Genomic DNA, 25,330 nt, shown 5'->3' with positions numbered 1-25,330 from the left:
ATTCGCTGCAATTACGAGGTATAACTAAATATAGACAATTTATGACTTTTTGCTGGCAGGAGTGAGCCAACTGAAGGAGGAAGATTAGCTAAGTGCCTAATCTTCCTTGTTGAGAGTTATAGCGTCTTCTGGATTAGGTTTTTATTCTCAACCCCGAATACTTGGCTATGTACGTCGCTGATGAAGTGCCATTGACTGTCAACATTATCAGGTGTAAATGTCAGTGTCATAAAGCCGCGCTGGTGGATGTTGGCAAATTCTAGGTCATCAACAAGTAACTCGAGTACTTTTGCAAATTCGCTGGCTTGCGATTCAGGTAGTTGTAAATAGTACTCTAGCCCCGGAGAGCTCACCGAAGGCGTAGCAAACTCATAACCACATACATCGCCTTGTGCGGTACATAACTTACCAGACCACGCATTGTGGGTGTCACCGGCAATGGTGACGAGGTTTTTGTTTGCAGTTTTAGCTGTTTGTAACAACATTTCACGTTCAACAGGGTAGCCATCCCAAGCGTCTAAGTTATAGGGGGCGGTAAATCCAATGCGCATCTTGTCTTGTTCTGTTAGCGTTGGATCAGATGCCTGAGCGCGTGCCTTTAACTGCGCTAATTCAGTCATTTGTGAAGCAATTGCTGCACTTGGGTTAGCCATAGCAACCAGTAGTTCTGCAGGTAACATCATTTTGGTCATTAGCACTTGTTGGCCAAGTACTTGCCATTTGGCATCTGAGGTTTTGATATTGTCAGTCAGCCAAGTTAGCTGCTGAGTTCCAATTAGTTGTTGATCGGGAGAAACCAGATCTGCTTGGAAACTTGCAGTATCTAACTGACCAGATGTTGGGTCAAAGTAGTTCTGATAATCAAGCGGCTTAACGCGTGCTTCATGACGTGTGTCGAGCATGTAAAGGGACACCAAAGAGCCAAAATCAAATTTTCGATATAGGCTTTCGGTTTGACCTGTAACATATGGTCGAATAGGCATCCATTCATAATAGGCCTTTAGCGCGGCCATTTTTCGGTCGGCAAACATGCCTTCATCGTCATTATGGTTCTCAGCCCCATCTAGATAGGCGTCGTTACAAACTTCGTGGTCGTCCCATACTGCAATGAACGGCGCTTTTGCATGCAAGGCTTGCAGGCCAGTATCTGTTCTGTAAAGCGCATAACGTTTTCGGTAATCAGTCAGAGAGATGAGTTCGCCTTGGTTATCTTCAGGTAGCATTCGGCCAAGTTCCGTCGCTTTGTCAGTGGCGTATCCGCCCATGCCATATTCATAAATATAGTCGCCCAAATGTAGCACAGCATCTAGGTCTTGCATTTTTGCTGCTTCAGCATAGGCGTGAAAATAACCCGCAGGGTAATTTGCGCATGACATAACCGCCAATTTCACTTGCGAGACATCTGTTTCAGGTAAAGTTTTAGTTTCGCCCATAGGTGACGGGCTCTCGTTGGCTTTGAAACGGTAATAGTAGCGGGTATTGGCTTTCAGCCCTGTCAGATCGACTTTTACTGTGTAATCGTTTTTCGCTAATGCAGAAAGTGATTCTGTAAATTCTATGTTTTCAAATGTCTTCTCTAGAGAGACTTCTAAGCTGACATTGACAGTATTAGGTGTACCTTCAGGGGTAACTCGGGTCCACAAGATAACTCTATCAGTTAAAGGGTCGCCACTTGCCACACCATGATTAAACGCAACGGCAAAGTCGTTATAAGATGGACTTGAGTCATTGTGCCCACATCCAGTTAAAGATAAAGATACCGTGGCAGCGCCGACACCAGCTAATGCACTTTTAATAAAATTGCGACGTGAAAGCCCTTTCATGAGTTGTACCTCTTTATTGTTCTATTTAAGAAAAGAGGCGATGTTAGAGAAGAGTTATGACATTTTTACGACTGGTCTTACCTTGTAATAAGTTATTCATGCTAGTGTCATATTTTCTCAGCCTATAATTATTAATATATTGATTTATATGATTTTAAATCAGCGATTTTAAGGGCTTGGTTGGGCAAAAGCTGTCAGGAAGAATCAGTATAAATCATCCTAGCCGAGCAAAAATAGTTTCCTGAACTAGTATAGTTAGGCTTTGTGTCTGATTTTAGATGTTTAAGTTGTTGTAATCTTGGTCGATAAAGGTATTTAATGGTGACACGCTAAGTTGTTATATCTATCACTGTTAATTAAGTAATTTATTTTGAGAATTGGTATTCGTATCAGCACTTGTTCAGATCGATTAAGTTAAAAGCTGCAAGGTATACTCCCAGAATTATAAATGGAAAAGTTGAGTTATGTTTAAAGATGTCAGTGACCTTGCAAGTTGCGAAGTGCTTATTGTTGATGATTCTGAATTAATGCGCCGATTGTTGGTGGGGTGTTTGAAGGACACTTGCAAAGTAGTCACCGTTGAATCTGCAGAGCAGGCCATTGCTTATTGCCAAGAAGAAACCCCCGATTTGGTGTTGATGGATTGGGTATTAGAGGGCATGTCGGGTCTCGAAGCTTGCCAAACCATGCAGGCAACACCGGCACTATCTGAGATCCCAATTATTTTTGTAACCTCTAACGCCAATGAAGAGAGTCAGTTACAGTGTTGGGAAGCGGGCGCTGTAGACTTTGTGCCTAAACCTATCGTACCGAAAACGCTGCAAAACCGTGTAAAGACGCACCTTAAATATAAACTTCAAGCAGATATTTTACGTAACTATTCTTTTATTGATGGCTTAACAGGTATTTATAACCGCCGTTTCTTTGATACCGAAGTAGAAAGATTACTAAAGCAGCGTCATCGTGCAGCTCACTCACTTTCTATGATCATGATCGACATCGATTTCTTCAAAAAATATAACGACCATTATGGGCATTTGGCGGGTGACGATGTACTTAAACAAGTGGCTGATAAGCTAAAAGAAATCGTTAGAAGACCGCTTGATTCTGTGTGTCGTTATGGCGGCGAAGAGTTCGTGGTGCTGTTGCCTGACACCCCTTTACAAGGTGCGAAGATAATAGCCAAAACCTTGGTACGTGCAATTGCTGGTATGGAACTAGAACATTGTCAATCTGAGCATAGCGTTGTGACCATTAGTGCGGGCGTTGCATCTGCCACCAAAGCATGTGCCTCTGTTGAGTCATTGATGCAAACTGCAGATGAGGCGCTATATCAAGCAAAAGACGCTGGGCGCAATACCTATAAGTGCGCTGACTAAATACTGACAGGCGGTGCAGATGGTTTAGACAGAATATAAACCATCACCGCCACTTCAATACTTGCAACCAGTATTAACACCCATAGTGCGGGTTGGCTATACAGCAAAATCATATACCCAAGTAGCATCCCCAAACCTGCTCCCCATTTTCCTTTGATAGGAATAACTTGATGATCATGCCAAAGTCTTAACGGCTCACCAAATTTAGGGTGCGAGAGTAGCCAGTTGGCGAATTTAGGTGATGAGCGGGTAAAACAGGCGAGGGCGAGAATAAAAAAGATGGTGGTTGGCATCACAGGTAAGGCCATACCCACAAAGCCAAGACCGACAAAAATGATCCCAGCGGCATGTAGCCAAAAGCATTTATTAAAGAGTTTAAGACTACTTTTGCTCATTAATTAATCTCGCCAACATGTAATATTTTAAGCTTATCACAGAGTTATTAGTTTGCGAGTTTTTCAGCAACATTGATGTATGACGTTTGAGTGAAGATGCTTCATTTGGACGTTTATATGTTTACTCTGAGTAGGGTTATTCGGTAATGTAGTCGAGATATCAAAATTTTGAAGTTAGGTGAATTATGGAACTTTCAGCATCAGTTTCTATCCAGCGCACGGAGTCTGGACTCGAGTATTTAAATGTCGACGGTCCGCGTTGTAGTGCCAAAATCTTTTTACAAGGTGCACAACTGACAGAGTTCACGCCTGTTGGCAGAGGCAATTTAATCTGGGTGTCAGAAGATGAAGACTATCTAGAGGGCAAAGCCGTTCGTGGTGGTATTCCTATTTGCTGGCCATGGTTTGGTGTGCACAGCGACCCTGATTGGCCAATTCATGGTGTGGCACGAAAATTAATGTGGCGTGCTGAAGAAGTACATGAAAGCGATGAAGCCATTGTGATTAAGCTTTCATTACCTATGACTTTGGTTGATGAAACCTACTGGCCGCATAAATCTAAGCTTGAAGTTGAATTTCATTTAACAGAACAGTTAAAAGTGAGCCTCACTAATATTAACCTGGGTGATACTGCATTTACTTTAACTCAAGCACTTCATACTTATTTCCCGACACCAAATATTGAAGCGACGACTGTGGATGGCTTACAGGGCTCAAAGTTTATTGAATTTGGTGAAGGCCCATTTGATCAAAATGAAGTTGTTGGTTTCGCTCGTGAAACAGACATGGTGTATACCCAAGCAGCACCAGTGCAAATTATTCGAACGCCAGACGGAAACATTGAAGTGGGTCGTGAAAGCTCTACTTCTTGCGTGCTTTGGAACCCGTGGATTGAAAAGTCTAAGCGTTTAAGCAACTTTAGAGATGACGAATATAAAACCATGCTGTGTCTAGAAGCGGCAAATGTAATGGATGACGCTGCTACCGTTGAACCGGGGCAAAGTCATACGCTGACAACGACATTGCGCTGGGTATAAAGCCTTTTCATTCATTTTAAAAAGCTGCATTGCATGATGTGGCTTTTTTTACAAATCAAACTTGATAATGATTCTTATTTGCATATAATCGGTTTTAAGGATGGTGTCTGACACAGTAAAAATAAGGAAGGGTAATGATCTTTGTTTTAAGTTTAGCTGTTGTTGTATTAATGATAATGGCTTTGGTCAATATTAGAGCGTACACACCGCTATTTAAATATCTGCATCATATTGCGACTTGGTTAGCTGCGGCAATCATTGCCAGTGCTATGTTTTATATGGGACTAAGTATGCTGTTGGCGGTGACTATGTTTGTGGTAGCTGGTGGTATTTTGGCGTTATTTATCACTTTGGCAAAGCCTGAGCAGGGCGAGAATAGCTTCTTCTGAATCAGCTAAGCTTTTGGCTACATAACACCATGTTACAATTTCATACGGCTTGCCTACATTCTTAACAATGTGATTCCCTTATGCTTTACGCATATTTGAGAAAGGATCACGTAACATGCATTCAGTTATGAAAAAAGTCGCCCTTGGCTCACTCATGTCTTTGTCGAGTATGAGTTATGCCGCGCCGATGTGGCAAACCATAGAAACCGAACACTTCAATGTGCATTACACGCAAGGACATAAGCGCTGGGCAGAATCTGCCGCACACGAGCTTGAGTTAGTTCGCAATAAAGTACTTGAGCAGCAAAATCGCAGCCTAGGAACCAAAGCCGATGTAGTGGTCTTTGACCCTTACCATGGTGCAAACGGCTTCGCGATACCAAGTACTGATCAACCTCTAATGGCGTTATTTACCACGCCACCGCAATCAGACACCGTGATCTCTAACAGCAGTGGTTGGCAGCAACTATTGATTTTGCATGAGTACATTCATTTGGTGCATTTATCTCAACCTAATCGCAGTACATGGCGACAAACACTTCGCGATGTATGGGATCCATACGATATCGCGCTTGCGATCATGCCGCGTTGGGTGGCAGAAGGATATGCCACCTTGATGGAGTCGAAAATGACAGGCCGAGGTCGTTTATTTGATAACTACACTGAAGCCCTCCTCACAGAATTCGCTCGCCAAGGCGCATTATTACCTTATTCTGCGCTCAATAATGGTAACGATAGTTATTTGAGTGGTTCGATGGCATATTTAATCGGTGTGCGATACTTGGCATGGCTTGAAAAGAACTATGGTGAGCAGACTTTAGACGCTGTTTGGACTCGTATGCAAGCAGTGGAGTCTCGTGATTTTGACGAGGCGTTTAAGGGCGTATTTGGCGATCATCCTGCAAAATTATATAAGCGCTTTGTCGCGGAATACACTTATCTGAGCATGGCTTCTGCGCAAGATTTGCCCGAGTTGGATACTAAGTTATGGCATGACTTTAAGTTTGACGCTAAAAACCTGCGTTTATCACCGAGCGGTGAATTCATTGCCGTGACTGAGCGTGATAGCAAAGGTCGTACTGAGCTTAATATCTATGCGACCAAAGACAATGAAAAGGCTGAAAAAGACTTTAATGAAAAGCAAAAAGCCTTACTCGCGGCAGATCCTAAAGATGTAGCTGATAATGCCCCAGAGACCTTTGGCAGAATAAAAAAGCACACCCTGACGCCAAGTAACTTTTCAGGCATTCGCTATGCGCGTTGGAAAGATGAAAATACCTTGTATTTCGTGGCATCGATGCAAAAACCAAATGATCAGCATGCGGTGCAAGGTGAGCTATTTCAGTGGACACTCGATGATAACCAAGTCACACAGTTAACTGATGATGCGGGCATTCGCCGTTTTGCGATAGATAAAAACAACAATGCGATTGTGGCTGAGAAAGTACGCTATGGTTATTCACACTTAGTGAATTTAGAGCTTGGTAATGGGTCTGAAACCATACTCTCAAGCAATCAACTGGGCGATACATATGACTATCCTGAGATCTCTGAAAACGGTAATAAACTGGCCTACTTAAAATCAGGGCTGAATCAAAACTGGCAGCTGTATGTGCGAGATATGCAAACACAAAACAGCTTTCAAGTACCTACTCCTAAAGGTTATCAATTCTTAACTCAGCCCAGTTGGTCCAAAGACGGCAATACCTTGTTCTACGTAGCCGGTGTAGAGGGGGCGATTAATCTATATGCTTATGACTTTAGCACGCAGCAGTTGTTGCAGTTAAGCCAAGGCCAGCATGTGGTGAGTTTTCCACAGCAGTTAAACGACAGTGAAATGCTGTATCTAGGTGTTTCGTCAGAAGGCCCTGATGCTTACACACTGGACATGAATAATACTGCCAGCTTGGTCACTGATTTGAGTGACACTAAGCAAGCCCCTAAACTTTCAAATGCAGCTGTGCAACTTGATGATGCCCAAATTTATCAGCAGCCATTGCAAAGTAAACCCTATGATAAATGGGATCATAGTGCATCCATGACCTTGGGCTCGCAGTATTACAGTGCCAGTACGGAAGTGTTGCATCTGGGAGTAAAAGGGTCTGATTTCTTGGAAGAAGTAAGCTGGTATGTTGGGCTAAGCAAAAGCTTGGGCGACAGCACCCTAGTTGGTGGTTTTGCCGATGTAAAAATGCAACAAGGCAACACCGAGTGGCAGGCAAAGGCGTTTTCATTTGAACTAGATACTGCAGCGCAAAGTCGTGGGGCAGAGATCGCTACAATGGCACCGCATACACTGCAACAAACAGGGCTTAGCGCACAGGTTAGCCATAGCTATCGCCAAAATATGCTGTCATTGACAGGCCACGCTGCCGTACATGCGAGTGAACTAGACACAGGCTTAGGAAACCAAGACGAACGCTGGTTGCGCCTTGGACTAGAGCAAAGTTGGCAATATGACAAACAGGCATTTGCGATTGGCCAGCAAATTAAAGCCCAGTGGCTAGACGGCAAATCAGGTGAGACGGACTGGCAGGGCTATAACCTTGCTGCGACGATATTTGGTAAAGCGTTCCATATGCCTTTGTATATACAAGTAGAGCAAGCGAAGCGAGAAGATACGTTGTTGAATTTAGGTGGCTTTAGAACGAGCCTCATAGATCAAAACGTCATGGCAAATACTATCTATAAACCAGATTTACCTTTCTTTGCCGGCGTTGCTGAGCGTTATCAAGGTTATGGTGGTGGTGTGGCAATGTCAGAAGATGCGCCTTGGCTTTACTACCAACAGCACCAATTAGATAACCAGGTATTTGGGCAAAGCTATGGAGTCAAATGGACCACCTGGTTTAATGGTCGTGATTGGAGTGCAAAATTCGCCCCAGCGGGGATCAGTGATCTACGTATCGACATAGGCTTAAGCCGCGTTGAAAGTGAGCGTTTTGAAAACGAAAACCGTGCATGGCTTGGGCTGTGGTTTGACTTGTAACTAACCAAGGCTCAGTTTAATTAATTTCGTAAGTAGGTCTATTTATTTTTTGCATAAATAGACCTACTTATTACGCTAACTTTTTAGTAAAGCTTAATTCTTAAACCAATAATGCAAAATATTACCGACGGCGGCTGTCATAACCCCTAGTAAAATTTTTAGTTCGTCCATCAAAGAATTTTCACCTTTAAGCATATTCATACTATCACTTACCTCTAACCAAAATATATCGCCTTAAATTGCGAAATAATAAAGTAAGAAAAGTAACGTGATGATAATTCTCACATACAGAAATTTTGATTCAGCGTGTTCAGGTGGCGCTGCTTTTGTATTTGGGTTGCTGGCAAAGGCACTTGTTGTAGAGAATTCATTTTTTGTTCTTAAATGTTTATTGTAAATATATAGTTAGACCCGATTAGTGAAAAGGTCGGAAGGGAAGTTTTGGCCTAATTACATCAGACTTGGTAAGTTGCCCTGTGAAGAACAGGGCTATGAGGTTTTTTATAGGGTGAGCTCAAGAGACTTAAGCTTCGCTTCATACATGCCGGTTTTTTCTTGAGAATCAGACATTTTGATGGCTTCTTCTAATGCGATTTTGGCTAAGTCATGACGGTTCTGTAAGTAGTGAACTTTAGCTAATTCAAAGTGCGGTTCTGGCAGGTAAGGATAGTGTTTAATGACAGCGTTGAGGAGCCGTTTCGCCTTGCTAAATTGCGCCTTATTTGTTGCTTTTATCGCGATTTGTAAAAAATCAAATGGGGTTTTTGCGGTTTTTTCTAGCTCAGCTTCAAGCTTATCTACCAAGACAGCATCGCCAAGCTGGTTGGCTAAAAAGCGATAAGAAGCAATAAGGTTACTGCTTGCCAGTTTATGTTCTATAGCAAATTCAAATAGTTTCTTCGCCGTATCTGTATCTCCAGCACGGCGATGCAGAATGGCTAGCAGATTAATTAGCTCCGGGTTATGAGGGGTAAACGTAAAAGCTTCACTAGCAAGAGAGTAACTTAAATCAAAGTTGCCTTTTATTAGTGCTTCAGAAGCTAAGTTTGCATAAAATTTTGCAACAAGGCTCGGGTACTTTGCATTACCTACGTAAAAAGTGTTTTGCTGTGGAAAGTAATCAACAACGGTGCCAGCCCTTATAATTTCAATCCAACTCTCATCTTTTGGCTCTCCTTTGGGCGCGAATAATTTGGTGTTGAAGTGTGAGGATACCAGCAATAAATCTTGTTCTTTTTTAAAGATAGGATAAGTCGAAACCTCACGAAAGCTTGTTTCTATACCTGCTAAATTAGCATAGGCTTGAGTTAAAATAGCGAGACTGACACAGTTTCCTGTTTGTTTACTTAAAGCACCTGCCGCGGTAAGCGTTTCACCGTCGTAAGTGAACCCGTCAATAGAGCTTTCTAAATACTGTGAAATGGCAGTATCTGCTCTGACCCCTTTGAGTATTAGCTGATTATATTTTTCTAAAAACTTCGCTTGCTCAGCTTTTGGTAAAGAGAAGATTTCTTTCTCATTGGGAACGGGCTCTAACTTAAATAAGGCGTGATTTGCTAATGAAATAGGTGAAGGAATGACAGCTTTTTCTTCTGGTTTAGACTGTGTCGAATTACAACCAGTCAGTAAAAAAGTGATGAAAAGAAACATAATTAAATAACGCAAAATACAGCTCCTTGTTATCTGTCAATCTAGCTTTGCACTGCTCAATTTCTATTCTTACCTTGTATGCTTGTATTTGTAAAGTTATTCACTACAATGCGCGCCTTCTTTCAATTATCTATAAAAATCAGTGTTTTACATCGTGTTTTATTGATGGTTACGCCTTTTTTACTTGTTCACAATATCGTTACAGGAGCCTGTGTTGTTCGACTACTTGCCGATCGTCTCATCCATTATTTTAGTCTTTAGCTTTTGGCCTTTAATTAATAAAGTGCGCCGTAATCGCAGTGTATCAGGGCTGTCACTGATGATGATGAGCTTTGGTGTGGCACAGAGTAGTTACTTTATTGCTTACAATTTGTTTTTTGATCGCTTATTTATGGTGTTGCCATTTGTGGTGACCGGCGCCTTGAGTGCGCTGATCTTATATTACTTTGTGCGTTATAACTCAGATGAAAAGCAACGTAGGCAGTTGGCGATAATGCTACTGTGCTCGGTACTGCCTTTTGGGCTGTTATTATTACCAAATACCGATGCGGCAAGTTTGTTAAATGGCCTAACCTATGTGGGTTTAGTGATGAGCTCAGTCAGAGTTATGCCACAAACTTATAAAACGATTAAAAGTGGGGATGTGTCGAACTTGAGTGCCCGTTACTTTTCGCTGCAATTTATTGCTGGTTTAACCGGATTGAGTGCAGAGTTACATATGACGCAAGTAAGTGTGGCGCACGTACTCACGTTTGTGATGATTTTGCTCACCAATGCTGCACAGCTGGCGTGTATTCATTACTACCGCCGTCCGGCACTGGCCTAAACTTGCGTACAATAAAGGTCAAAGTGGCAAGCATTGTCACTTTTGCACCGTCTTGGTGGTTATTCAAAGTGGGTTTGTTAAAAAGCTAAGATGCAAGAGTAATAAAGCTTTAATTTCTTATTTTACCTCTTCATGGCTGAGTTCAGTGCGGCAACGAATAGCAAGGCCTATTTAAATGCATAAAACCTTTTGATAATGATTCATATAGTCATACCTTGTTGCATTTTTTTACGATTTTAATTTTCTAAAATTGGGACTGATGGGTATATTGCATAATAGACAAAGGTGACTAAGGCTGAAGGAAATGTTTGTGTTGATTAAGACCTTACTTTTTAAATTGTTTAAACAGCAGGCCAGCAAAAAAGTGGCGGGCATTGTAGTTGAAAAAGCGATGCAACAAGGCATGGCATATATGGCGAAACGCGGCGAGCAGACAGAAGATGACACCATTTTACTTGCTGCGGCGTTAAACAGTTTGGCCAACAAAGGGCTAGAAGACGGCGTTTATCCACTTGAGTGTGGGCAAAAGCATTTTAATGTGACCATTCGAAATCAAGGTATTGTGGCCATTCAGCCGATCGAAGCCAGTAAAATGTAGTTGATCAAGTTTCATCTTAATTAGAACAGATAAATAAAAAGGCCAGCATAAACTTCGCTGGCCTTTTAACATCACAATGCAAACTGGATGATTAAGCGTCTAATGCTTTCTCGATTAGGCGCTTAATGTAAGCATGATGTGCTTTAGTCGCTGTGTCAGCGCCCCAAGGTGCACTCATGTCATTAATTTGTTGTAACTGGTATAACGCTGCTGCTTTAGCAAGATTGTCATATCGGCTTGGTTTACCAAGGCCTGCAGCTTTGATTAAGCGATTTACATATTCAACCTGTAGGTTTTGGCTGAATGTGCTTACTTCTTTGCTCTTCACAAAAATGCCAGCGGTTAAATCAGTCATAAAGTCGTTTAACGCGTACTCATTACCGTATAGTGCCGTATCAGATAAACGCTGTAACACATTTGGGTGTAACAGTTGGTTCAGCACTGACTTCTGCATGCCTAATACCATTTTGTGCGCTTTCGGATCTTCGTTCTTACCATAGTGGTTGAAGCCACGACGCTGTTGCTGCATGTAGTTATACAGAGGCTGCATATTCGCTAGTACGTTTGGTGCAAACACTTTATCAGCAAGTGCTTGCATCGCTTCTTTTTGGCGCGCTAGAGGTACCGGTGTGAATGGTTTTACATCATCAGCTGTGCCTACTACGTTACGTTCTACATATACGCCACCAATTTGACGAGAGATCACGTCAGCTTGGCGCTTATATTGGCCGAATAGTACATTTGCAGAAGTTAACAGTTGCTGGTGTGATTCACCTTGAACGCGAGCAGTATCAGTTAGCTTGCCTAGGAGACTGTCGATAAGCTCCATGCGGTCAACACCGTAGGCTACTGGGTTCGACGATAAATCACCGATCATCACACGAGGGTCAATATGACGACCTGGTGCACGCATATCGTCTGCATCATTACCGAATGTTAGTTTTGGATCGTTTGAGCGAGATAGAATTGCTTCAAGGCGTTTTTCTTCTGCATCAGTTGTGCTTGCTGCAACGCTGTAGCCGTATTCAATTGCCCAATCATCGTAAGGACCCGGACGAGTTTGGAAGATATCACCTTGTTTTTTACCAAGTGGCGCAATGTTCGCAGGTGCATAATCCATCACTGAACCGGTCACGATACCTTGTGTTAGGTTCTTATCGTGTACTTCGTTTTCATCCCAGATGATAGACGACTTCATGTTGTGGTTAAGACCTAGTGTGTGACCTACTTCGTGTAAGATAAGTTGCACAAGGGCTTGGCGAAGCATTTCTTTACGTTCGATGTCGCTGCCTGTTGATAGGCTGGCAGTCATCATTTCGCCTTGTAGCTCATGACCTAATGAACAGTTCATCGCATCATGTTCACCTAAATCGGCATTGCTGTGGCTCATTGCACCTTGGCTGTAAAGTGTGTCGTAGATCCAACGGTTCTTCATAAACACATACTCAAGCATGATGTCTGAACCTAAAATCTCACCCGTTAATGGGTGCGCAAGTGCAGGACCGTAACCGCCGAAAGGAGGGCGAGGTGACGATGTCCAACGTAGCACGTTGTAGTTAATGTCGCCTGCATCCCACTCTGCATCATCAGGTTGTACTTTTACAACCAATGCGTTTTTGAAACCGATTTTCTCGAATGCACTGTTCCAAGCCAATACGCCGTCACGCACTGTGTCACGCCATTCAACAGGCGTGGTGTTTTCAATCCACCATACAATTGGCTCTACAGGCTCAGATAAATCAGCACTTGGATCTTTTTTCACTAAGTCCCAACGCTTGATTACGTCATTGTAAGGTGTCCAATCAGGTGATGTCATCACGTCGAATTGGTTTGTGAAGTAACCAATGCGCGCGTCGTCTTTACGAGGCTGGTAATCGTTTTTAGGTAGTGCCACAAAACTGTGCTGAACTTTGACTGACACAGAGCGTGGATCTGTTACTGCGGCAGAACCACGCACACTTGGGTTCGGGTTACTAAATACATAATCAACAACAATGTCTAAGTTGTTTGAATATGGGCGCTGTTTGATGATGCGAGATTTCTTGCTATCAAGCTTGCCCACGTTGAAGCGTTTGCTGGCATTTTTGTCACCAGCGCGCTTCCAAGGTGATACTTTATGTAGTGATTCACTTAAGAAGATTTTGTCAGCTTTAAAAGCAATTTTACCATCTTCTTGTTTTTCAATTTTTACACTCGCCAGTACCGCTTCACTGATGTTTGCTTCGCTTGCACGTGCTAGTGCAGTGTTTTCTTCAAACTGGTAGCGTGGTGTTTTGCTGATGATATCGATGCGGTTGAAATGCTGTCTAAATTCAATCAGTTTAGTTTCGCGGTAGCTACCACGAACATGACCAGCATCAGTTACACCGTCAACGGTATGTGCAAAATACACAAAAGGGGTGTTTAATTGGCTTTCTTCTAAAACCAATAAGTGCTCACCTGTTTTCTTATCTTGGTAAAGCTCAAATACGCCTTTGAATGCGGTTTTGTTTTCAATCAGACTGGCAATGGTCTTTTCTTTTTTATCTTCTTTTTTCTTATCGGCAGCAATGGCTGCTTGGCTAGCAAAAGTCAGTGCTAGCGCAATTGAAAGGGCAGTTTTTTTCATAAGTACGCTTGTTAATTTTTCTTTGGATTTTTTAGTGTACCGAATATGACTTATAAAGCCATATTGATGCGATTGATGACATAGTTGGGTCAGTTTGAATGTTGTTAAGGTTATGATTTTTATGGCTTTTGATTTTGTAACATTGTATGTAAAACCAAACGCCTGCTATTCATCGTATTAGCTGTAACAGATTCTTACAAATGTCACATTTTTCTTGGTATTAATCTTGTTAGTATAGAAAGTAGAGAAGGCTAGAAAATTTTTTAATAGGTGAAATCGTTATGCAAACGAAGGTACTAAAATGGATATTCCCTGTCGCAGCTATTGTTGTTGGGATGATGGGCGCACAGGGCATCAATGCTTTGGCAAATGAGCCGGATGCAAAGGAGCAGGTAGATACTAGACCTGTTGTTGCTGTAGAAGCGGTTTCAGCACTTGACCATCAAGTTGTCATTAACAGCTATGGTGAAGTTCAACCTTTTGAAAGTACTAGGCTTTCAGCTCAGGTTTCAGGCGAAGTAGTCGCTTGGCACGACAACTTCGTAACCGGTGGCATTGTCGCCAAAGACGAAGTGTTACTGAGTATTGAAAAAGACAATTATGAAGCGGCTGTCTTACAAGCAGAGGCAGAAGTAACACGCGCAGAAGCTAAACTGATTGAAGAACAAGCGCTTGCAGATGTGGCAGCCGATGAAGCAAAACGTTTCCCAAGTAAAAAACACACCGACTTATTCCTTCGTAAACCGCAGCTTCTAAGTGCCCAAGCCGCTTTAAAGTCAGCTAAAGCAGCACTTAAACGTGCACAACGAGATTTAGACAACTGTGATGTAGTTGCGCCGTACGATGCGTTAATTGTTTCTCGTGATGTGGGTTTAGGTCAGTTTGTCAGCATGGGTAGCAGTATCGCGCAGCTAAATAATATTGAGCATGCGGAAGTGATCATTCCGGTTGCAGGGTTTGATAGTGCCTTTTTACCAGAGCGTATTGAGGGCTTAGATGCAACTATCACTCAGACGGGCTTAAACGGTTTTACCCGCTCTGCAAAAATTCACCGTGATTTAGGTGTGGTTGATAAAGCAACGCGCATGGTAAATCTGGTTGTTAGAATTGCAGATCCATATGGGTTACAGACGCAGCAGCCACAAGTGAAATTTGGCTCATACGTACAAGTAAACTTCTCTGGCAAAACGTTAAATAGCATCTATCGCTTGCCGCAAGATTTGGTCAATAACAACACGGTATGGTTGTTAAATAGCGAAGGCCAACTTGAGTCTCGCAAGGTGCAGGTGATCCGTGAAGAAGGTGAATACTTCTACGTGAGCACAGGTCTAAAAGACAACGAAAAACTGGTAACTACTTTGCCTGAATACCCGCAAACAGGGATGTCAGTAAAAGTTGCTGGTTCAGATTCATCTAAAGCTGAAACCACAGACAAGCTTTAAGGAGTAGCAGATGAGTCAAACTGAACTTGAAAAGCAAACCGGTTTAATTGCTTGGTTTGCGAAAAACTCGGTGGCGGCCAACTTATTGATGGTTTTCATCATCATTATTGGTTTGTACACCTATAACACCATTCAAAGGCAGATGTTTCCTAATGTAGAGATTAACTACATTACGGTTGCGGCAAACTACCCGGGTGCTTCACCGCAGGAAATCGAAGAAAGTATTCTGATGAAGATTGAAGAGGCATTGAAAGATGTCACTGAAATCAAAGAAGGTGTGTACCGCGCAAACCGAAATGGCGGTAGCGCGACATTAGAAATCGATCCAGACGTTGAACTAACTGACGTGTTAGACAAGGTAAAATTGCGTGTCGATGGCATTGCGACTTTCCCAGCAGCGATGGAACCGGTCACCATTAATCAGATTGAATTCCAGCAGCAAGTCATAGAAATGACCTTGTCAGCAGATTTACCACTGACCGAATTAAAACCGATGGCAAAGCGCATTGAGGATGAGTTATTGCAACTCAACAATGTGTCATTGGTGGACGTGAGTGTCCCTTTAGATGAAATCGCCATTGAGATTAAACCGGATATGCTGCGCCAATATGGTTTAACTATTAACGACGTGGCAAGCACCATTCGCAACTACTCTGCTAACTTCTCTGCAGGTCAGCTACGTACTGACTCTGGCATCATCTCGGTGCGTATTGAAAACCAGTCTTATAATGGTGACGAGTTCCGTCAGCTACCGGTAAAAGTAGGTGCGCATGGCGGTAAAGTACTACTACGAGATATTGCAGAAATCAAAGATGAATTCACTGAAGGTGAGCGTTACTTCAAGCTTAATGGTAAGAACGCAGTATTTATTTCTGTAAAGGCAACCAAAGAGCAAAACATGGTGCCGGTTGCTGAGTCGGTTAAGAAATTCATTGAGTTGAAGAATCAAGAGCTACCAGCGGGAGTTGAGCTTAAATCATTGGTTGATATGACTTATTACTTAAATGGTCGTTTAACCATGATGAAGAGCAACTTATTACAAGGTATGTTCTTAGTGGCCTTAATGCTGTTCTTGTTTTTACGATTCAAGCTAGCAATGTGGGTAACCATCGGTATTCCAGTATGTTTCTTGGGTGCGGTAATGTTAATGCCAGTACTGGGTATTACCATTAATGTGACCTCATTGTTTGCCTTTATCATGGTACTGGGTATCGTCGTTGACGATGCGATTGTAATCGGTGAGAGCGCCTACACTGAGGTAGAGAAAAAAGGCCCAGGTGTGCATAACGTGATTGTAGGTGCAAAACGTGTTGCTACGCCAGCAACCTTTGGTGTACTGACAACTATGGCTGTATTTGCGCCACTCATGTTCTCGACAGGTCCTGAGAGTGCCAACTTCATTAATATCGCTGGTGTAGTATTACTATGTCTTTTCTTCAGCTTGATTGAATCTAAACTGATCTTGCCAGCGCATATCGCTGCGATTAAGTTTAAGCCACTAAAAGAAGACAGCTGGCGTCATAAGTTTAATACTAAGTTCTTTGGTTTTGTGAATGGGCCTTATCGTCGTTTTGTGAAACTCTGTGTAGAGTGGCGCTGGACTGTGTTATGTGCTTTTGTTGGTATGTTCATCGCGAGTATTGCTTTGAGCAGCAGTGGTATGTTGCGTACCTTGTTCTTACCAAAGATCCCACATGACTTCCCAAGTATTAATATCACCATGAATGACAATGTGTCTGATGAACAGACAATTGAGGCGATTAGAAAACTTGAGGCTGTAGTGCTGAATGTAGATAAGCAAATTCAGCAAGAGTATGGCGCAACTATGTTACGTGATGTCATGGTATTTAACCAAGGTCGTACTGAAGGCCGTCTACTAGCACCACTCGTTGATGAAGAAGACCGTCCGTTTAATACATTTGAGTTAACGCGTCGTTGGCGTGAACAACTTCCTGAAATTGCAGGCATGAAGTCAATCCAAATTGACGATGAAGTGATAAACATGGGTGGTAATGGTGACTTCGGTTACTTATTGTTTGGCTCTGACATAGATACGCTGAATGCAGCCGGTCGCCAATTGATCAGTATGCTACAAACTGAAAAAGGCATCTTTGATGTGAGTTCAACCATTGACCCTGCAAGTAAAGAGATCCAGCTAGCGCTGAAACCTGTTGCTTATGAGTTGGGCCTAACTTTACGAGATATTGGTTCTCAAGTAGGTGCAAGCTTCTACGGTGGTGAAGCACAGCGTGTGATCCGTAACGGTGAAGAAGTACGTGTTATGGTGCGCTATCCAAAGCTGACTCGTGAAGCGTATTCTTCATTAAAACACACCGTGATCAAAACGCCGCAAGGTCGAGAGGTGATGCTAGGTGATGTGGTTGAGATCTCTGAAAAACCGGGTATCAGTTATATTCGTCGTGAAGACGGTTACCGCACTGTGTATGTGTACGGTAATATCGATGAAGAGGTTGTAGAACCTAATGCTGTTACTAAACGCATTGATGATGAAATATTACCTGAGCTTATTAAGGCGTTCCCATCTGTTAAAACTAAGCTAGGTGGTGCGATTGAAGAGCAGCAAGCGCAAACGAATGAGCAAATCGTATTCTTCATTATTGGTATGCTATTAGTGTATATCTTATTGGCAATTCCGCTTAAGAGTTACTCTCAGCCACTGATTGTTATGTCAGTTATTCCGTTTAGCTTGGTCGGTGCGTTATGGGGTCACTTAGCATTTGGCTTAGATTTAAGTCTGATGTCACTTTACGGGATCATTGCCGCAGCGGGGGTTGTTATCAATGACTCGCTGGTAATGACGGATTTTGTAAACCAATCTCGTAAAGCGGGTCATTCATTAAAAGAAGCGGTGATTGAAGCTGGTTGTGCAAGATTCCGTGCGATCACGCTTACATCAATTACAACCTTTGTGGGCGTATTGCCGATCATGTTTGAAACCAGCTTACAGGCAATGTTTGTAATTCCAATGGCCGTGTCTCTGGGCTTTGCCGTTGTATTTGCGACCTTAATCACACTATTACTGGTACCGTGTTTGTACATCATATTGACTGATATTGGTAATATATTCGGTAAGGGTGGAAGCTTGATTAAGCGCGCTGGTAATGCGATTAAGCCTAAAGGTAAAGTACAAAATGTCTAATACCTTATTTTAGAGAATATCTAGGCCAGCATATGCTGGCCTTTTTTATGTAGAACATGAATAAAAATACAAAAGTAGTAATTAATATTTTTTTTATAGTAAAAAGGTTGAGATTGAGGTGTCTCTCGTTATAATTTAACTTCGTTCTTTATTTTGAGATAGTTATGCTTAGGCGCCCATTGATACTTGATGAATGGCAACAGATATCAGTATTAAAACAGAATCGTCACCTGTATGTCGGTGATGCTGTCACTGCGCATTTTTTCACGGCAAAAGGTGAAGTAGAAGCGTTGCAGCTCACTTTAAACATTGCTTATAACGCAATGCAAACATCACAATATTGGACGCGTGAACTGGCAAATCTCATTAACTTTCATCTGCCTCTCGTGAAGGTGGGAAAAAAAGCTTTATTGGGCTGGGAAGTGGGCTACGGAGAGTTACCTGTCTTTAGCCACCCAAGTAGTGGCATTACTCAGTTCGAACTCAGCTATCAATGTACGGCTAAGCCGAAAGTGCGAAGTGATGAAGCGCACGCTCAAAATATCTACCCTCAGCAACCGCAAAACTATCAGCCAGGTACCAAAGTTTGGCACCAAGGTACGGGACGTTATTATAAGTGCAAAGCTTGGCCATTTAGTGAATATTGTCGTGATACCAGCGGTGACTTTGAACCTGGAATTGGTGCTTTGTGGGAAATGGCTTGGGAGGTGTGCTGAGCTATATGGTATTCCCTTTTCAGGTCGTTTGACTATGGTACACTGCTGCTAATTAACTTATTTAAGGAAAGGCAAGTGAGTCAGTCTATTTCAGCCCCAATCGCAAAAAAAATCCCCCATGTTTTAGAGACGCATGCAGAGCAACGCGTCGATAACTACTATTGGATGCGTGATGATAATCGCCAAGACCCAGAAATACTGGCGCATTTAGAGGCTGAAAACGACTATCTAAAAGCGGTCATGGCCCCCCACGATGCTCTAAAAGATCAACTGTTTGAAGAAATGAAAGGGCGTATTGTAAAAGACGACAGTTCAGTGCCAGTAAAAGATGGTAAATACTGGTATATGAGTGAAGTGGCGGGTGACAACGAATACGCGTTTCACTACCGAGCAGATAATGCTGAAATGCAAAACAAGCAACTGCTACTGGATGTCAATGAACTTGCCGCACCTTACGAGTATTATGATATTGGCGACATGGCGGTCAGCCAAAACGATGAGCTGATGGCCTATAGCGAAGATACTGATGGCCGACGTATTTACAAAGTAAAGTTTATCAATCTAGAAAGCGGCGAATATTTATCTGATGAGTTAGAAAATACCGAAGGCCAAGTAGTATGGGCCAATGACAATCGTACGGTTTTTTATGTAAAAAAAGACCTACAAACTCTACTTGGTTTTCAAGTGTTCAGACATGTACTGGGCACTCCTCAATCAGATGACGTAATGGTTTATGAAGAGCAAGATCGTCAGTTTTATATGGGCTTAGGAAAAAGTCGTGATGATAGCCAGATCTATATTTATCTAGCTGCAACCGAAACATCAGAACAATGGGCGCTCGATGCTAATAATCCTGAGCAGGCATTTGAGTTATTGTGCCCGCGTTTAGAAGGCCATGAGTTTGGTATTGATAAGTTTGCAGAGCAGTACTTCATTGTCTCTAACTACCAAGCAAAAAACTTTAAGCTCTGTACAGCAAAGCTAGAAGATATCGCTGATATTGCAAAGTGGCAGACACAGATTGCACACAGAGAAGACGTACTGATTGAAGGGTTAGAGCTTTTCAATAGCCATTATATTGTGACTGAACGTTGTTTAGGACAAACACGTTTTGTCGTACATGACTATCAGGGCGGTAGCCATACATTGGCATTTAATGATGTGTGTTATAGCGCGCATATGGGCAATAATCCTGAGCCAGAATCAACTGCCGTGCGCATTCATTATTCAAGTCTGACTACGCCGAGTAGCGTGTATGAATGCGACCTAGCCACAGGTGAAAAGCAGTGCTTAAAGCAGCAGCAAGTACTCGGAGGTTTTTCAGCGGATGACTATGCCTCTGAGCGCCTACACATTACGGCGCGAGATGGCGTAAAAGTGCCTGTTTCTTTGGTATATAAAAAGTCATTATTCAATAAAGATGGCTCTAATCCTATGCTGCAGTATGGCTATGGCGCTTATGGCATCACCATAGATCCAAACTTCTCGAGTAATACTCTGAGTTTATTAGACAGAGGGTTTGTTTATGCCATAGCGCATATTCGCGGCTCTGAAATGTTAGGTCGAGAATGGTATGAGCAAGGCAAAAAAGCCCATAAGCAGAACTCATTTAATGACTTTGAAGATGTGACCCGTAGCCTTGTTGAACAAGGTTATGCCGATCTGCATAAAGTCTTTGCTTCTGGTGGTAGTGCGGGAGGCCTACTAATGGGGGCAGTGGTAAACCAAGCGCCACAATTGTATTTAGGGGTGGGATGTCATGTGCCATTTTTAGACGTTCTGACAACCATGCTTGATGAGTCAATCCCGCTGACAACGAATGAGTATGACGAGTGGGGTAATCCAAATAACGAAGCTGATTATCAAACCATAAAAGCATATTCGCCTTATGACAATTTGCTGCCACAAGCTTATCCACATATTTTGGTTACGACAGGTCTGCATGATTCACAAGTGCAGTATTGGGAGCCGATGAAGTGGGTGGCGAAATTACGTGAAACTAAAACAACAGACTCTTTATTGTTATTCAGAACGGATATGGGGGCGGGTCATGGCGGCGCAAGCGGTCGTTTTAAGCGCCTTGAGGAAATTGCCCTAGAGCAGGCATTTTTTATTAGCCTGCTTGAACAGGCGTCTTGATAAGACGCTATACTTTTAAATGTCTAAGACGGGCTGTGACTTTAACAGTCCTGTTTTAATAGGGGTAAAGATGAAGTTTAAAGCACACGGTTTATGGCGTGTTCATATTGAAAATGCGACGATTTATATTGCGTTGAAAGGCGGGTTCAATCGCGAAGGGGTGATTGATTTTCAAAATGATATGATTAAGCGTGTTATGTCAGAGCCAATACCTTGTGACAGTGCTGTACTGAATTTATCTGAATTTGAAATGAGTACCTCGGATAGCTTAGAGGCAACTAAAGAATATTTCGAAGGGGTAAAGCAACGAGGATATAAATGGGTCGATTATATTGGTGTGAATCCAATCGCTGAGCATTTATTGAAGCAGTTGTGGCAAGGGGCAAAAACAGAGATCTGTTTTTACCCCGATGAGAAGGCTTATATGAGTGCTAAGCCTGAGCATATTAAGCCTTTATCAGAACTATCCCAAATAAGCTTTGAGCATCCACACTAGCTTTTCTTGTTCTTTAATATAGTCGCTCATTAAAGCGGCTGTACCCTCATCTTCAGCGTCACTTGCCACACCTAAAATTTCGCGTTGCTGTTTTAGTAATAGCGTGAAACCATTCAGTAGTGTTGTCACCGCTTCATTACCCTCTGTGATGTTTTTCGCTTCTTGAATTTCAGCACGCTCAAGATAATCGCTAAATGCATGCAGTGGCTGGCCACCTATGGTTAAGATACGTTCCGCTAGCTCATCTACTTTTAACAATAATTGGTCATAAATCTCTTCAAACTTTAGGTGCAGTTCAAAAAAGTTTTTGCCTTTGATATTCCAATGAAAACCACGCGCATTCATGTATTGAATTTGATAATTACTTAATAAGCCATTTAGTTTTACTGCTAGGTCTTCACTTGCTTGTGTTGATAAACCGATATCGCTGAACTGTGTCATGTTATTTACTCCCGTTGTTTGCATGGGAGTAAGTATGGGGTATGTGCTTTGATTGGTCTAACGGGATAAAACAATAACTGCAATTCAAAAAAGCGATTGATTAGGTGTTATTAATCTATGGAATAAAGCTTGCCAACATTAGCTGGTTTGTTTGCTTTTTGACCTGAAAATTGATCTATAACAAGTTGGTGATAGGGGGTATAAATACCAGAAATAGAACTTGATTTAGGTCAATAGTTGCACAGGCATGACGCGCATAATGACTCTGTAAACAGACAAAAATCAATGGGTGTCATCATGGAACTAAAAACACAATCTCAACATAAAGCAGAAATCACCGTTGTCGTTATCGCGCTACTGGCATTTGTCGTCGGTCTTGTTGGTCATTTAGCAGGTGCGAGTTTCGCAAACTCAGATGCATTTGGGTATATTGCAGCACCAATCCCACTGATCACAGGTATTATCGCATTTGTGGCTTATAAAATTGCAGAAAAAGGCGATCACTAAGCAAGTACTTAAGTCATTCAGAATCAGTTAGAAGTGACAGTACATAGTCGGTGACTTTGCGTGAATAAATCATACTGGTATGGCTAACATGAAATACTTTGTGTTCTGCCATACCCTGTAGTTTTGTTTCTTCCAATAATACTGTGCCATCAGAGCTACTGCCTTTTTGTAAGATAGGCATCAGTCCCAAAGGTAAATCACCAGCAATGCTGTAAAGCCTTGCCTTGTAAGGCCAATCTTCGTTGTCTGAGACCAAAAACTCCACACTGTTTTTTAAAAAAACATCGAGCCCTTTTTCATGCATCTGTTTGGCAAACATGCTGCCTTTGTGGGGGGTGCCTAACGTGATGACTTTCTCAACCTGCTCACTGGTTGCTGAGTGGTTATCTAAATAGGCGCGCGCGATTAATCCGCCCATTGAGTGGCAAACTAGCGCAGCGCTATCATTGCCAATAAAGTCATCGATTTGAGAGAAGATCTCTGATTTATCAGGGCTTAGGGTATTGTAAGTAAGATTTAAAATTTCAAATTGGTGTTTCTTAAGCTTATTGCACAATGGCTGCATCACGAAGCCAGACATATAAAGCCCATGCAAAACGATGATTTTATGTATTGCCATTGTGCCTCCAATTTAAGCCTTCCCTGTTTCGTTGAGATTACTCTAACAAGTGAAACTGAGCCAGCGCTTAATTAATCGTTGAAAACCAATAAAGTTTAAGTTTTACCAATGATGATCACTATTTCCAGATGGTAGGGATAATGTGCACACTTTGTTCTTCATCGCTTACCCAAATTTCACCATCTTGCACTGTCACGGTCAAATTCATGCCACGTTTTGCCATCGTCGCAAGTTGTGAGGTTGCTTCATACGGTAAACTGATAACCGATAAATTATCGTGGCCATATAGCTTAGGCTGACTCTTTTGCCACCAAATCTCTTGGTTGTTTTCGCCATAACAATATAGCACCACATCTTTTGCACGATTACAGGCTTTCTTAACGCGCTTTTCATCTGGTAGACCTAGCTCTATCCAAAGCTCAATCTCTTCATTATAGTTTTTTAACCAAACTTCAGGCTCATCATCAGCACATAGACCTTTGGTGAATTCCAAGCGTTCTTGGTAATGAAGCGCAAATGCCAAAATGCGGATCATCAAGCGCTGTTCATTTTCAGATGGGTGTTGCGCCACCGTTAGAGAGAGAGTTTCGTATACGTGTTTATCCATATCGCTCAAAGCGAGTTGCGCTTTGATGATGGTCGATTTTAAAGCCATTATCTTCGTTCATGCTAATAAGAATGGCAGCAGTATACATGAGCAAGTGCGTTTAAATACGATTTTATCAACGAGGTTGTTTAGTGTTTTTGCTGATTTTTGCGTAAAATAGCGCAATCAATTTTTGTCGAACACAATTTAGGAGCGCAAGTATGGCCATTCAGTGGTTTCCTGGGCATATGAACAAGGCTCGCAATGAGATTAAAGAGATCATGCCGCAGATGGATGTGATTATCGAAGTTTTAGATGCGAGGATCCCGTATAGCAGTGAAAACCCAATGGTGTCTGCGCTTCGAGGTGATAAGCCGGTCATCAAAATTATGAACAAAGCAGACTTGGCTGACCCTGAGCTTACCAAGCAATGGATGGACTATTTTGAACAAGAAAGTGGTGTAAAAGCCATTGCGTTTGGTCATGATAAAGGTGCCGAAGTTGCTAAGGTAAACGAACTTTGTAAAAAGCTTGCCCCACATAAAGTGGGTTCAGATAAGCAGTTAAAAGCCATGATCATGGGTATCCCTAATGTAGGCAAGTCAACTTTAATTAACCACCTTGCGGGTCGTATCGTGGCGAAAACTGGTAATGAACCTGCGGTGACCAAATCTCAACAGCGTATTCGTCTAGAAGATGGCATCATGCTGTATGACACACCTGGCATGCTATGGCCGAAAGTTGAAAATGAAAATTCGGGTTATCGTCTAGCGGCGACTGGTGCAGTAAAAGACACGGCGATGAACTACGAAGAAGTCGCCAGCTTTACCGCTGAATACTTGTTAACTGCTTACCCTGAGTTATTAAAGTCACGTTATAAAATTGATGAATTACCCGAGCAAGATTGGGAGTTCGTCGAAATGGCGGGCCGTAAGCGTGGTTGTATCCGCGGTGGCAACCAAGTTGATACCCATAAGATGTCTGAAATCTTAATCAATGAATTGCGCGATGCCATTATTGGTCGCATCACCATGGAAACACCTGCGATGCGTGATGAAGAAGAAATCATGGTTGCTGAGCTGCGCGCTGCAGCGGAAGCGAAAAAAGCCGCAAAAGAAGAAGAGAAAAAACTACGCAGAGCAAGAGCGCGTAAGAACCGTCGCTAAAGTCCCTTCATATATTGCAGACATAAAAAAAGCCCGTTCTGGGCTTTTTGTGTTTCATATCTACCGTCACCGATATGAGCAATGTAGCAAGTAAAATGTGCTTGGTGAAAAGTGAAGATATCGCGAGGGGCGTTGCGATATCTCACTCCCTACCATGGCTTTAACGTGGCAACACGTGTTTCGGGTCGAGAAACAAATTAGAGTAAAGTTCACCAATCTTAATAAATGCTCGATCATTCTTGCGAGCTAAATACTGTTCTAACTTCGTCGAAAACTTTTTATATAGAATAACTATATTGCAAATTTTTCTTCTTGTTATTACAGCATTCCCCAAAAATGGTTAGCAAGCGCAATAACCGCTCTG

Annotated in this window: 20 protein-coding genes; 13 read left to right on the top strand and 7 right to left on the bottom strand. The window is 42.3% G+C overall.

What is annotated here, in order from left to right; all coding sequences use genetic code 11:
- Window positions 1-116: 116 nt before the first annotated feature.
- Entirely contained in the window at window positions 117-1,823 is a 1,707-nt protein-coding gene (locus AC1HJP_RS17650; protein ID WP_480362888.1) for an alkaline phosphatase D family protein, read from the bottom strand.
- Between the two features lie 464 nt (window positions 1,824-2,287).
- Here AC1HJP_RS17650 and AC1HJP_RS17645 point away from each other — a divergent pair, with 464 nt between their 5' ends.
- Entirely contained in the window at window positions 2,288-3,202 is a 915-nt protein-coding gene (locus AC1HJP_RS17645; protein ID WP_480362887.1) for a diguanylate cyclase, read from the top strand.
- Here the strand turns inward: AC1HJP_RS17645 and AC1HJP_RS17640 are convergent.
- Entirely contained in the window at window positions 3,199-3,597 is a 399-nt protein-coding gene (locus AC1HJP_RS17640) for a YbaN family protein (RefSeq protein WP_480362886.1), read from the bottom strand. The two genes, AC1HJP_RS17645 and AC1HJP_RS17640, sit on opposite strands and share 4 nt — an antisense overlap.
- Window positions 3,598-3,782: 185 nt before the next feature.
- On the opposite strand from AC1HJP_RS17640, the gene AC1HJP_RS17635 reads away from it, so the two are divergent.
- The 3 genes from AC1HJP_RS17635 to AC1HJP_RS17625 all read left to right on the top strand — a co-directional run bounded on the left by AC1HJP_RS17635 (window position 3,783) and on the right by AC1HJP_RS17625 (window position 8,012).
- Window positions 3,783-4,634: a D-hexose-6-phosphate mutarotase gene (locus AC1HJP_RS17635; protein ID WP_480362885.1), complete on the top strand. Its 852-nt coding sequence runs from the start codon at window positions 3,783-3,785 to the stop codon at window positions 4,632-4,634.
- Window positions 4,635-4,768: 134 nt separating this feature from the next.
- Window positions 4,769-5,023 (top strand): hypothetical protein, encoded by a 255-nt coding sequence (locus AC1HJP_RS17630; protein WP_349284882.1) that lies wholly within the window; start codon window positions 4,769-4,771, stop codon window positions 5,021-5,023.
- A 115-nt stretch (window positions 5,024-5,138) separates the two neighbouring features.
- Complete coding sequence (locus tag AC1HJP_RS17625) at window positions 5,139-8,012, top strand: TolB family protein (RefSeq protein WP_480362884.1); 2,874 nt, start codon at window positions 5,139-5,141, stop codon at window positions 8,010-8,012.
- 501 nt (window positions 8,013-8,513) lie between these two features.
- Here AC1HJP_RS17625 and AC1HJP_RS17620 read toward each other — a convergent pair.
- Entirely contained in the window at window positions 8,514-9,677 is a 1,164-nt protein-coding gene (locus AC1HJP_RS17620; RefSeq protein WP_480362883.1) for a tetratricopeptide repeat protein, read from the bottom strand.
- A gap of 199 nt (window positions 9,678-9,876) precedes the next feature.
- Here AC1HJP_RS17620 and AC1HJP_RS17615 point away from each other — a divergent pair, with 199 nt between their 5' ends.
- Both AC1HJP_RS17615 and AC1HJP_RS17610 read left to right on the top strand, forming a co-directional pair.
- Complete coding sequence (locus AC1HJP_RS17615; RefSeq protein ID WP_480362882.1) at window positions 9,877-10,488, top strand: hypothetical protein; 612 nt, start codon at window positions 9,877-9,879, stop codon at window positions 10,486-10,488.
- Between the two features lie 310 nt (window positions 10,489-10,798).
- The gene (locus tag AC1HJP_RS17610; RefSeq protein ID WP_480362881.1) at window positions 10,799-11,086 is read left to right on the top strand and encodes a hypothetical protein; all 288 of its coding nucleotides are present in this window, start codon (window positions 10,799-10,801) and stop codon (window positions 11,084-11,086) included.
- A gap of 91 nt (window positions 11,087-11,177) precedes the next feature.
- Here AC1HJP_RS17610 and AC1HJP_RS17605 read toward each other — a convergent pair whose 3' ends face one another.
- The gene (locus AC1HJP_RS17605; protein ID WP_480362880.1) at window positions 11,178-13,694 is read right to left on the bottom strand and encodes a zinc-dependent metalloprotease; all 2,517 of its coding nucleotides are present in this window, start codon (window positions 13,692-13,694) and stop codon (window positions 11,178-11,180) included.
- A 281-nt stretch (window positions 13,695-13,975) separates the two neighbouring features.
- Between AC1HJP_RS17605 and AC1HJP_RS17600 the strand changes: the two genes are divergently transcribed.
- From AC1HJP_RS17600 to AC1HJP_RS17580, 5 genes are all read left to right on the top strand, one after another.
- Window positions 13,976-15,136: an efflux RND transporter periplasmic adaptor subunit gene (locus AC1HJP_RS17600; protein WP_480362879.1), complete on the top strand. Its 1,161-nt coding sequence runs from the start codon at window positions 13,976-13,978 to the stop codon at window positions 15,134-15,136.
- Window positions 15,137-15,146: 10 nt separating this feature from the next.
- Window positions 15,147-18,296, top strand: coding sequence for an efflux RND transporter permease subunit (locus AC1HJP_RS17595; protein WP_480362878.1), 3,150 nt, complete (start codon window positions 15,147-15,149; stop codon window positions 18,294-18,296).
- Between the two features lie 164 nt (window positions 18,297-18,460).
- The gene (locus AC1HJP_RS17590; RefSeq protein ID WP_480362877.1) at window positions 18,461-19,012 is read left to right on the top strand and encodes a hypothetical protein; all 552 of its coding nucleotides are present in this window, start codon (window positions 18,461-18,463) and stop codon (window positions 19,010-19,012) included.
- 75 nt (window positions 19,013-19,087) lie between these two features.
- Window positions 19,088-21,151, top strand: a complete 2,064-nt coding sequence (locus AC1HJP_RS17585; protein WP_480362876.1) for a S9 family peptidase — start codon at window positions 19,088-19,090, stop codon at window positions 21,149-21,151.
- 70 nt (window positions 21,152-21,221) lie between these two features.
- Window positions 21,222-21,647 (top strand): hypothetical protein, encoded by a 426-nt coding sequence (locus AC1HJP_RS17580; RefSeq protein ID WP_480362875.1) that lies wholly within the window; start codon window positions 21,222-21,224, stop codon window positions 21,645-21,647.
- Here the strand turns inward: AC1HJP_RS17580 and AC1HJP_RS17575 are convergent.
- Complete coding sequence (locus tag AC1HJP_RS17575; RefSeq protein WP_390446248.1) at window positions 21,615-22,088, bottom strand: Dps family protein; 474 nt, start codon at window positions 22,086-22,088, stop codon at window positions 21,615-21,617. The genes AC1HJP_RS17580 and AC1HJP_RS17575 overlap by 33 nt on opposite strands.
- 297 nt (window positions 22,089-22,385) lie before the next feature.
- Between AC1HJP_RS17575 and AC1HJP_RS17570 the strand changes: the two genes are divergently transcribed.
- Window positions 22,386-22,595, top strand: coding sequence for a hypothetical protein (locus AC1HJP_RS17570; RefSeq protein WP_138477677.1), 210 nt, complete (start codon window positions 22,386-22,388; stop codon window positions 22,593-22,595).
- 13 nt (window positions 22,596-22,608) lie between these two features.
- On the opposite strand, the gene AC1HJP_RS17565 is transcribed toward AC1HJP_RS17570, so the two are convergent.
- Window positions 22,609-23,214 carry an esterase/lipase family protein gene (locus tag AC1HJP_RS17565; protein ID WP_480362874.1) on the bottom strand — a complete coding sequence of 202 codons (606 nt, stop codon included), beginning with the start codon at window positions 23,212-23,214 and terminating at the stop codon, window positions 22,609-22,611.
- Between the two features lie 118 nt (window positions 23,215-23,332).
- On the bottom strand, window positions 23,333-23,869 hold the full coding sequence (locus AC1HJP_RS17560) for a YaeQ family protein (protein ID WP_480362873.1): 537 nt from the start codon (window positions 23,867-23,869) through the stop codon (window positions 23,333-23,335).
- Window positions 23,870-24,021: 152 nt separating this feature from the next.
- On the opposite strand from AC1HJP_RS17560, the gene ylqF reads away from it, so the two are divergent.
- Window positions 24,022-24,966, top strand: coding sequence for a ribosome biogenesis GTPase YlqF (gene ylqF / locus AC1HJP_RS17555; RefSeq protein WP_480362872.1), 945 nt, complete (start codon window positions 24,022-24,024; stop codon window positions 24,964-24,966).
- Window positions 24,967-25,330: the final 364 nt, after the last annotated feature.

It is taken from the genome of Pseudoalteromonas sp. NFXS53 (assembly GCF_056629255.1).
This window is presented reverse-complemented; position numbering and strand designations above follow the sequence as displayed.

Bases quoted from the DNA above. Each gene is read 5' to 3' on its own strand.
- AC1HJP_RS17650 (WP_480362888.1), bottom strand. From the start codon at position 1,823: ATGAAAGGGCTTTCACGTCGCAATTTTATTAAAAGTGCATTAGCTGGT.
- AC1HJP_RS17645 (WP_480362887.1), top strand. From the start codon at position 2,288: ATGTTTAAAGATGTCAGTGACCTTGCAAGTTGCGAAGTGCTTATTGTT.
- AC1HJP_RS17640 (WP_480362886.1), bottom strand. From the start codon at position 3,597: ATGAGCAAAAGTAGTCTTAAACTCTTTAATAAATGCTTTTGGCTACAT.
- AC1HJP_RS17635 (WP_480362885.1), top strand. From the start codon at position 3,783: ATGGAACTTTCAGCATCAGTTTCTATCCAGCGCACGGAGTCTGGACTC.
- AC1HJP_RS17630 (WP_349284882.1), top strand. From the start codon at position 4,769: ATGATCTTTGTTTTAAGTTTAGCTGTTGTTGTATTAATGATAATGGCT.
- AC1HJP_RS17625 (WP_480362884.1), top strand. From the start codon at position 5,139: ATGCATTCAGTTATGAAAAAAGTCGCCCTTGGCTCACTCATGTCTTTG.
- AC1HJP_RS17605 (WP_480362880.1), bottom strand. From the start codon at position 13,694: ATGAAAAAAACTGCCCTTTCAATTGCGCTAGCACTGACTTTTGCTAGC.
- AC1HJP_RS17600 (WP_480362879.1), top strand. From the start codon at position 13,976: ATGCAAACGAAGGTACTAAAATGGATATTCCCTGTCGCAGCTATTGTT.
- AC1HJP_RS17595 (WP_480362878.1), top strand. From the start codon at position 15,147: ATGAGTCAAACTGAACTTGAAAAGCAAACCGGTTTAATTGCTTGGTTT.
- AC1HJP_RS17590 (WP_480362877.1), top strand. From the start codon at position 18,461: ATGCTTAGGCGCCCATTGATACTTGATGAATGGCAACAGATATCAGTA.
- AC1HJP_RS17580 (WP_480362875.1), top strand. From the start codon at position 21,222: ATGAAGTTTAAAGCACACGGTTTATGGCGTGTTCATATTGAAAATGCG.
- AC1HJP_RS17575 (WP_390446248.1), bottom strand. From the start codon at position 22,088: ATGACACAGTTCAGCGATATCGGTTTATCAACACAAGCAAGTGAAGAC.
- AC1HJP_RS17570 (WP_138477677.1), top strand. From the start codon at position 22,386: ATGGAACTAAAAACACAATCTCAACATAAAGCAGAAATCACCGTTGTC.
- AC1HJP_RS17565 (WP_480362874.1), bottom strand. From the start codon at position 23,214: ATGGCAATACATAAAATCATCGTTTTGCATGGGCTTTATATGTCTGGC.
- AC1HJP_RS17560 (WP_480362873.1), bottom strand. From the start codon at position 23,869: ATGGCTTTAAAATCGACCATCATCAAAGCGCAACTCGCTTTGAGCGAT.
- ylqF (WP_480362872.1), top strand. From the start codon at position 24,022: ATGGCCATTCAGTGGTTTCCTGGGCATATGAACAAGGCTCGCAATGAG.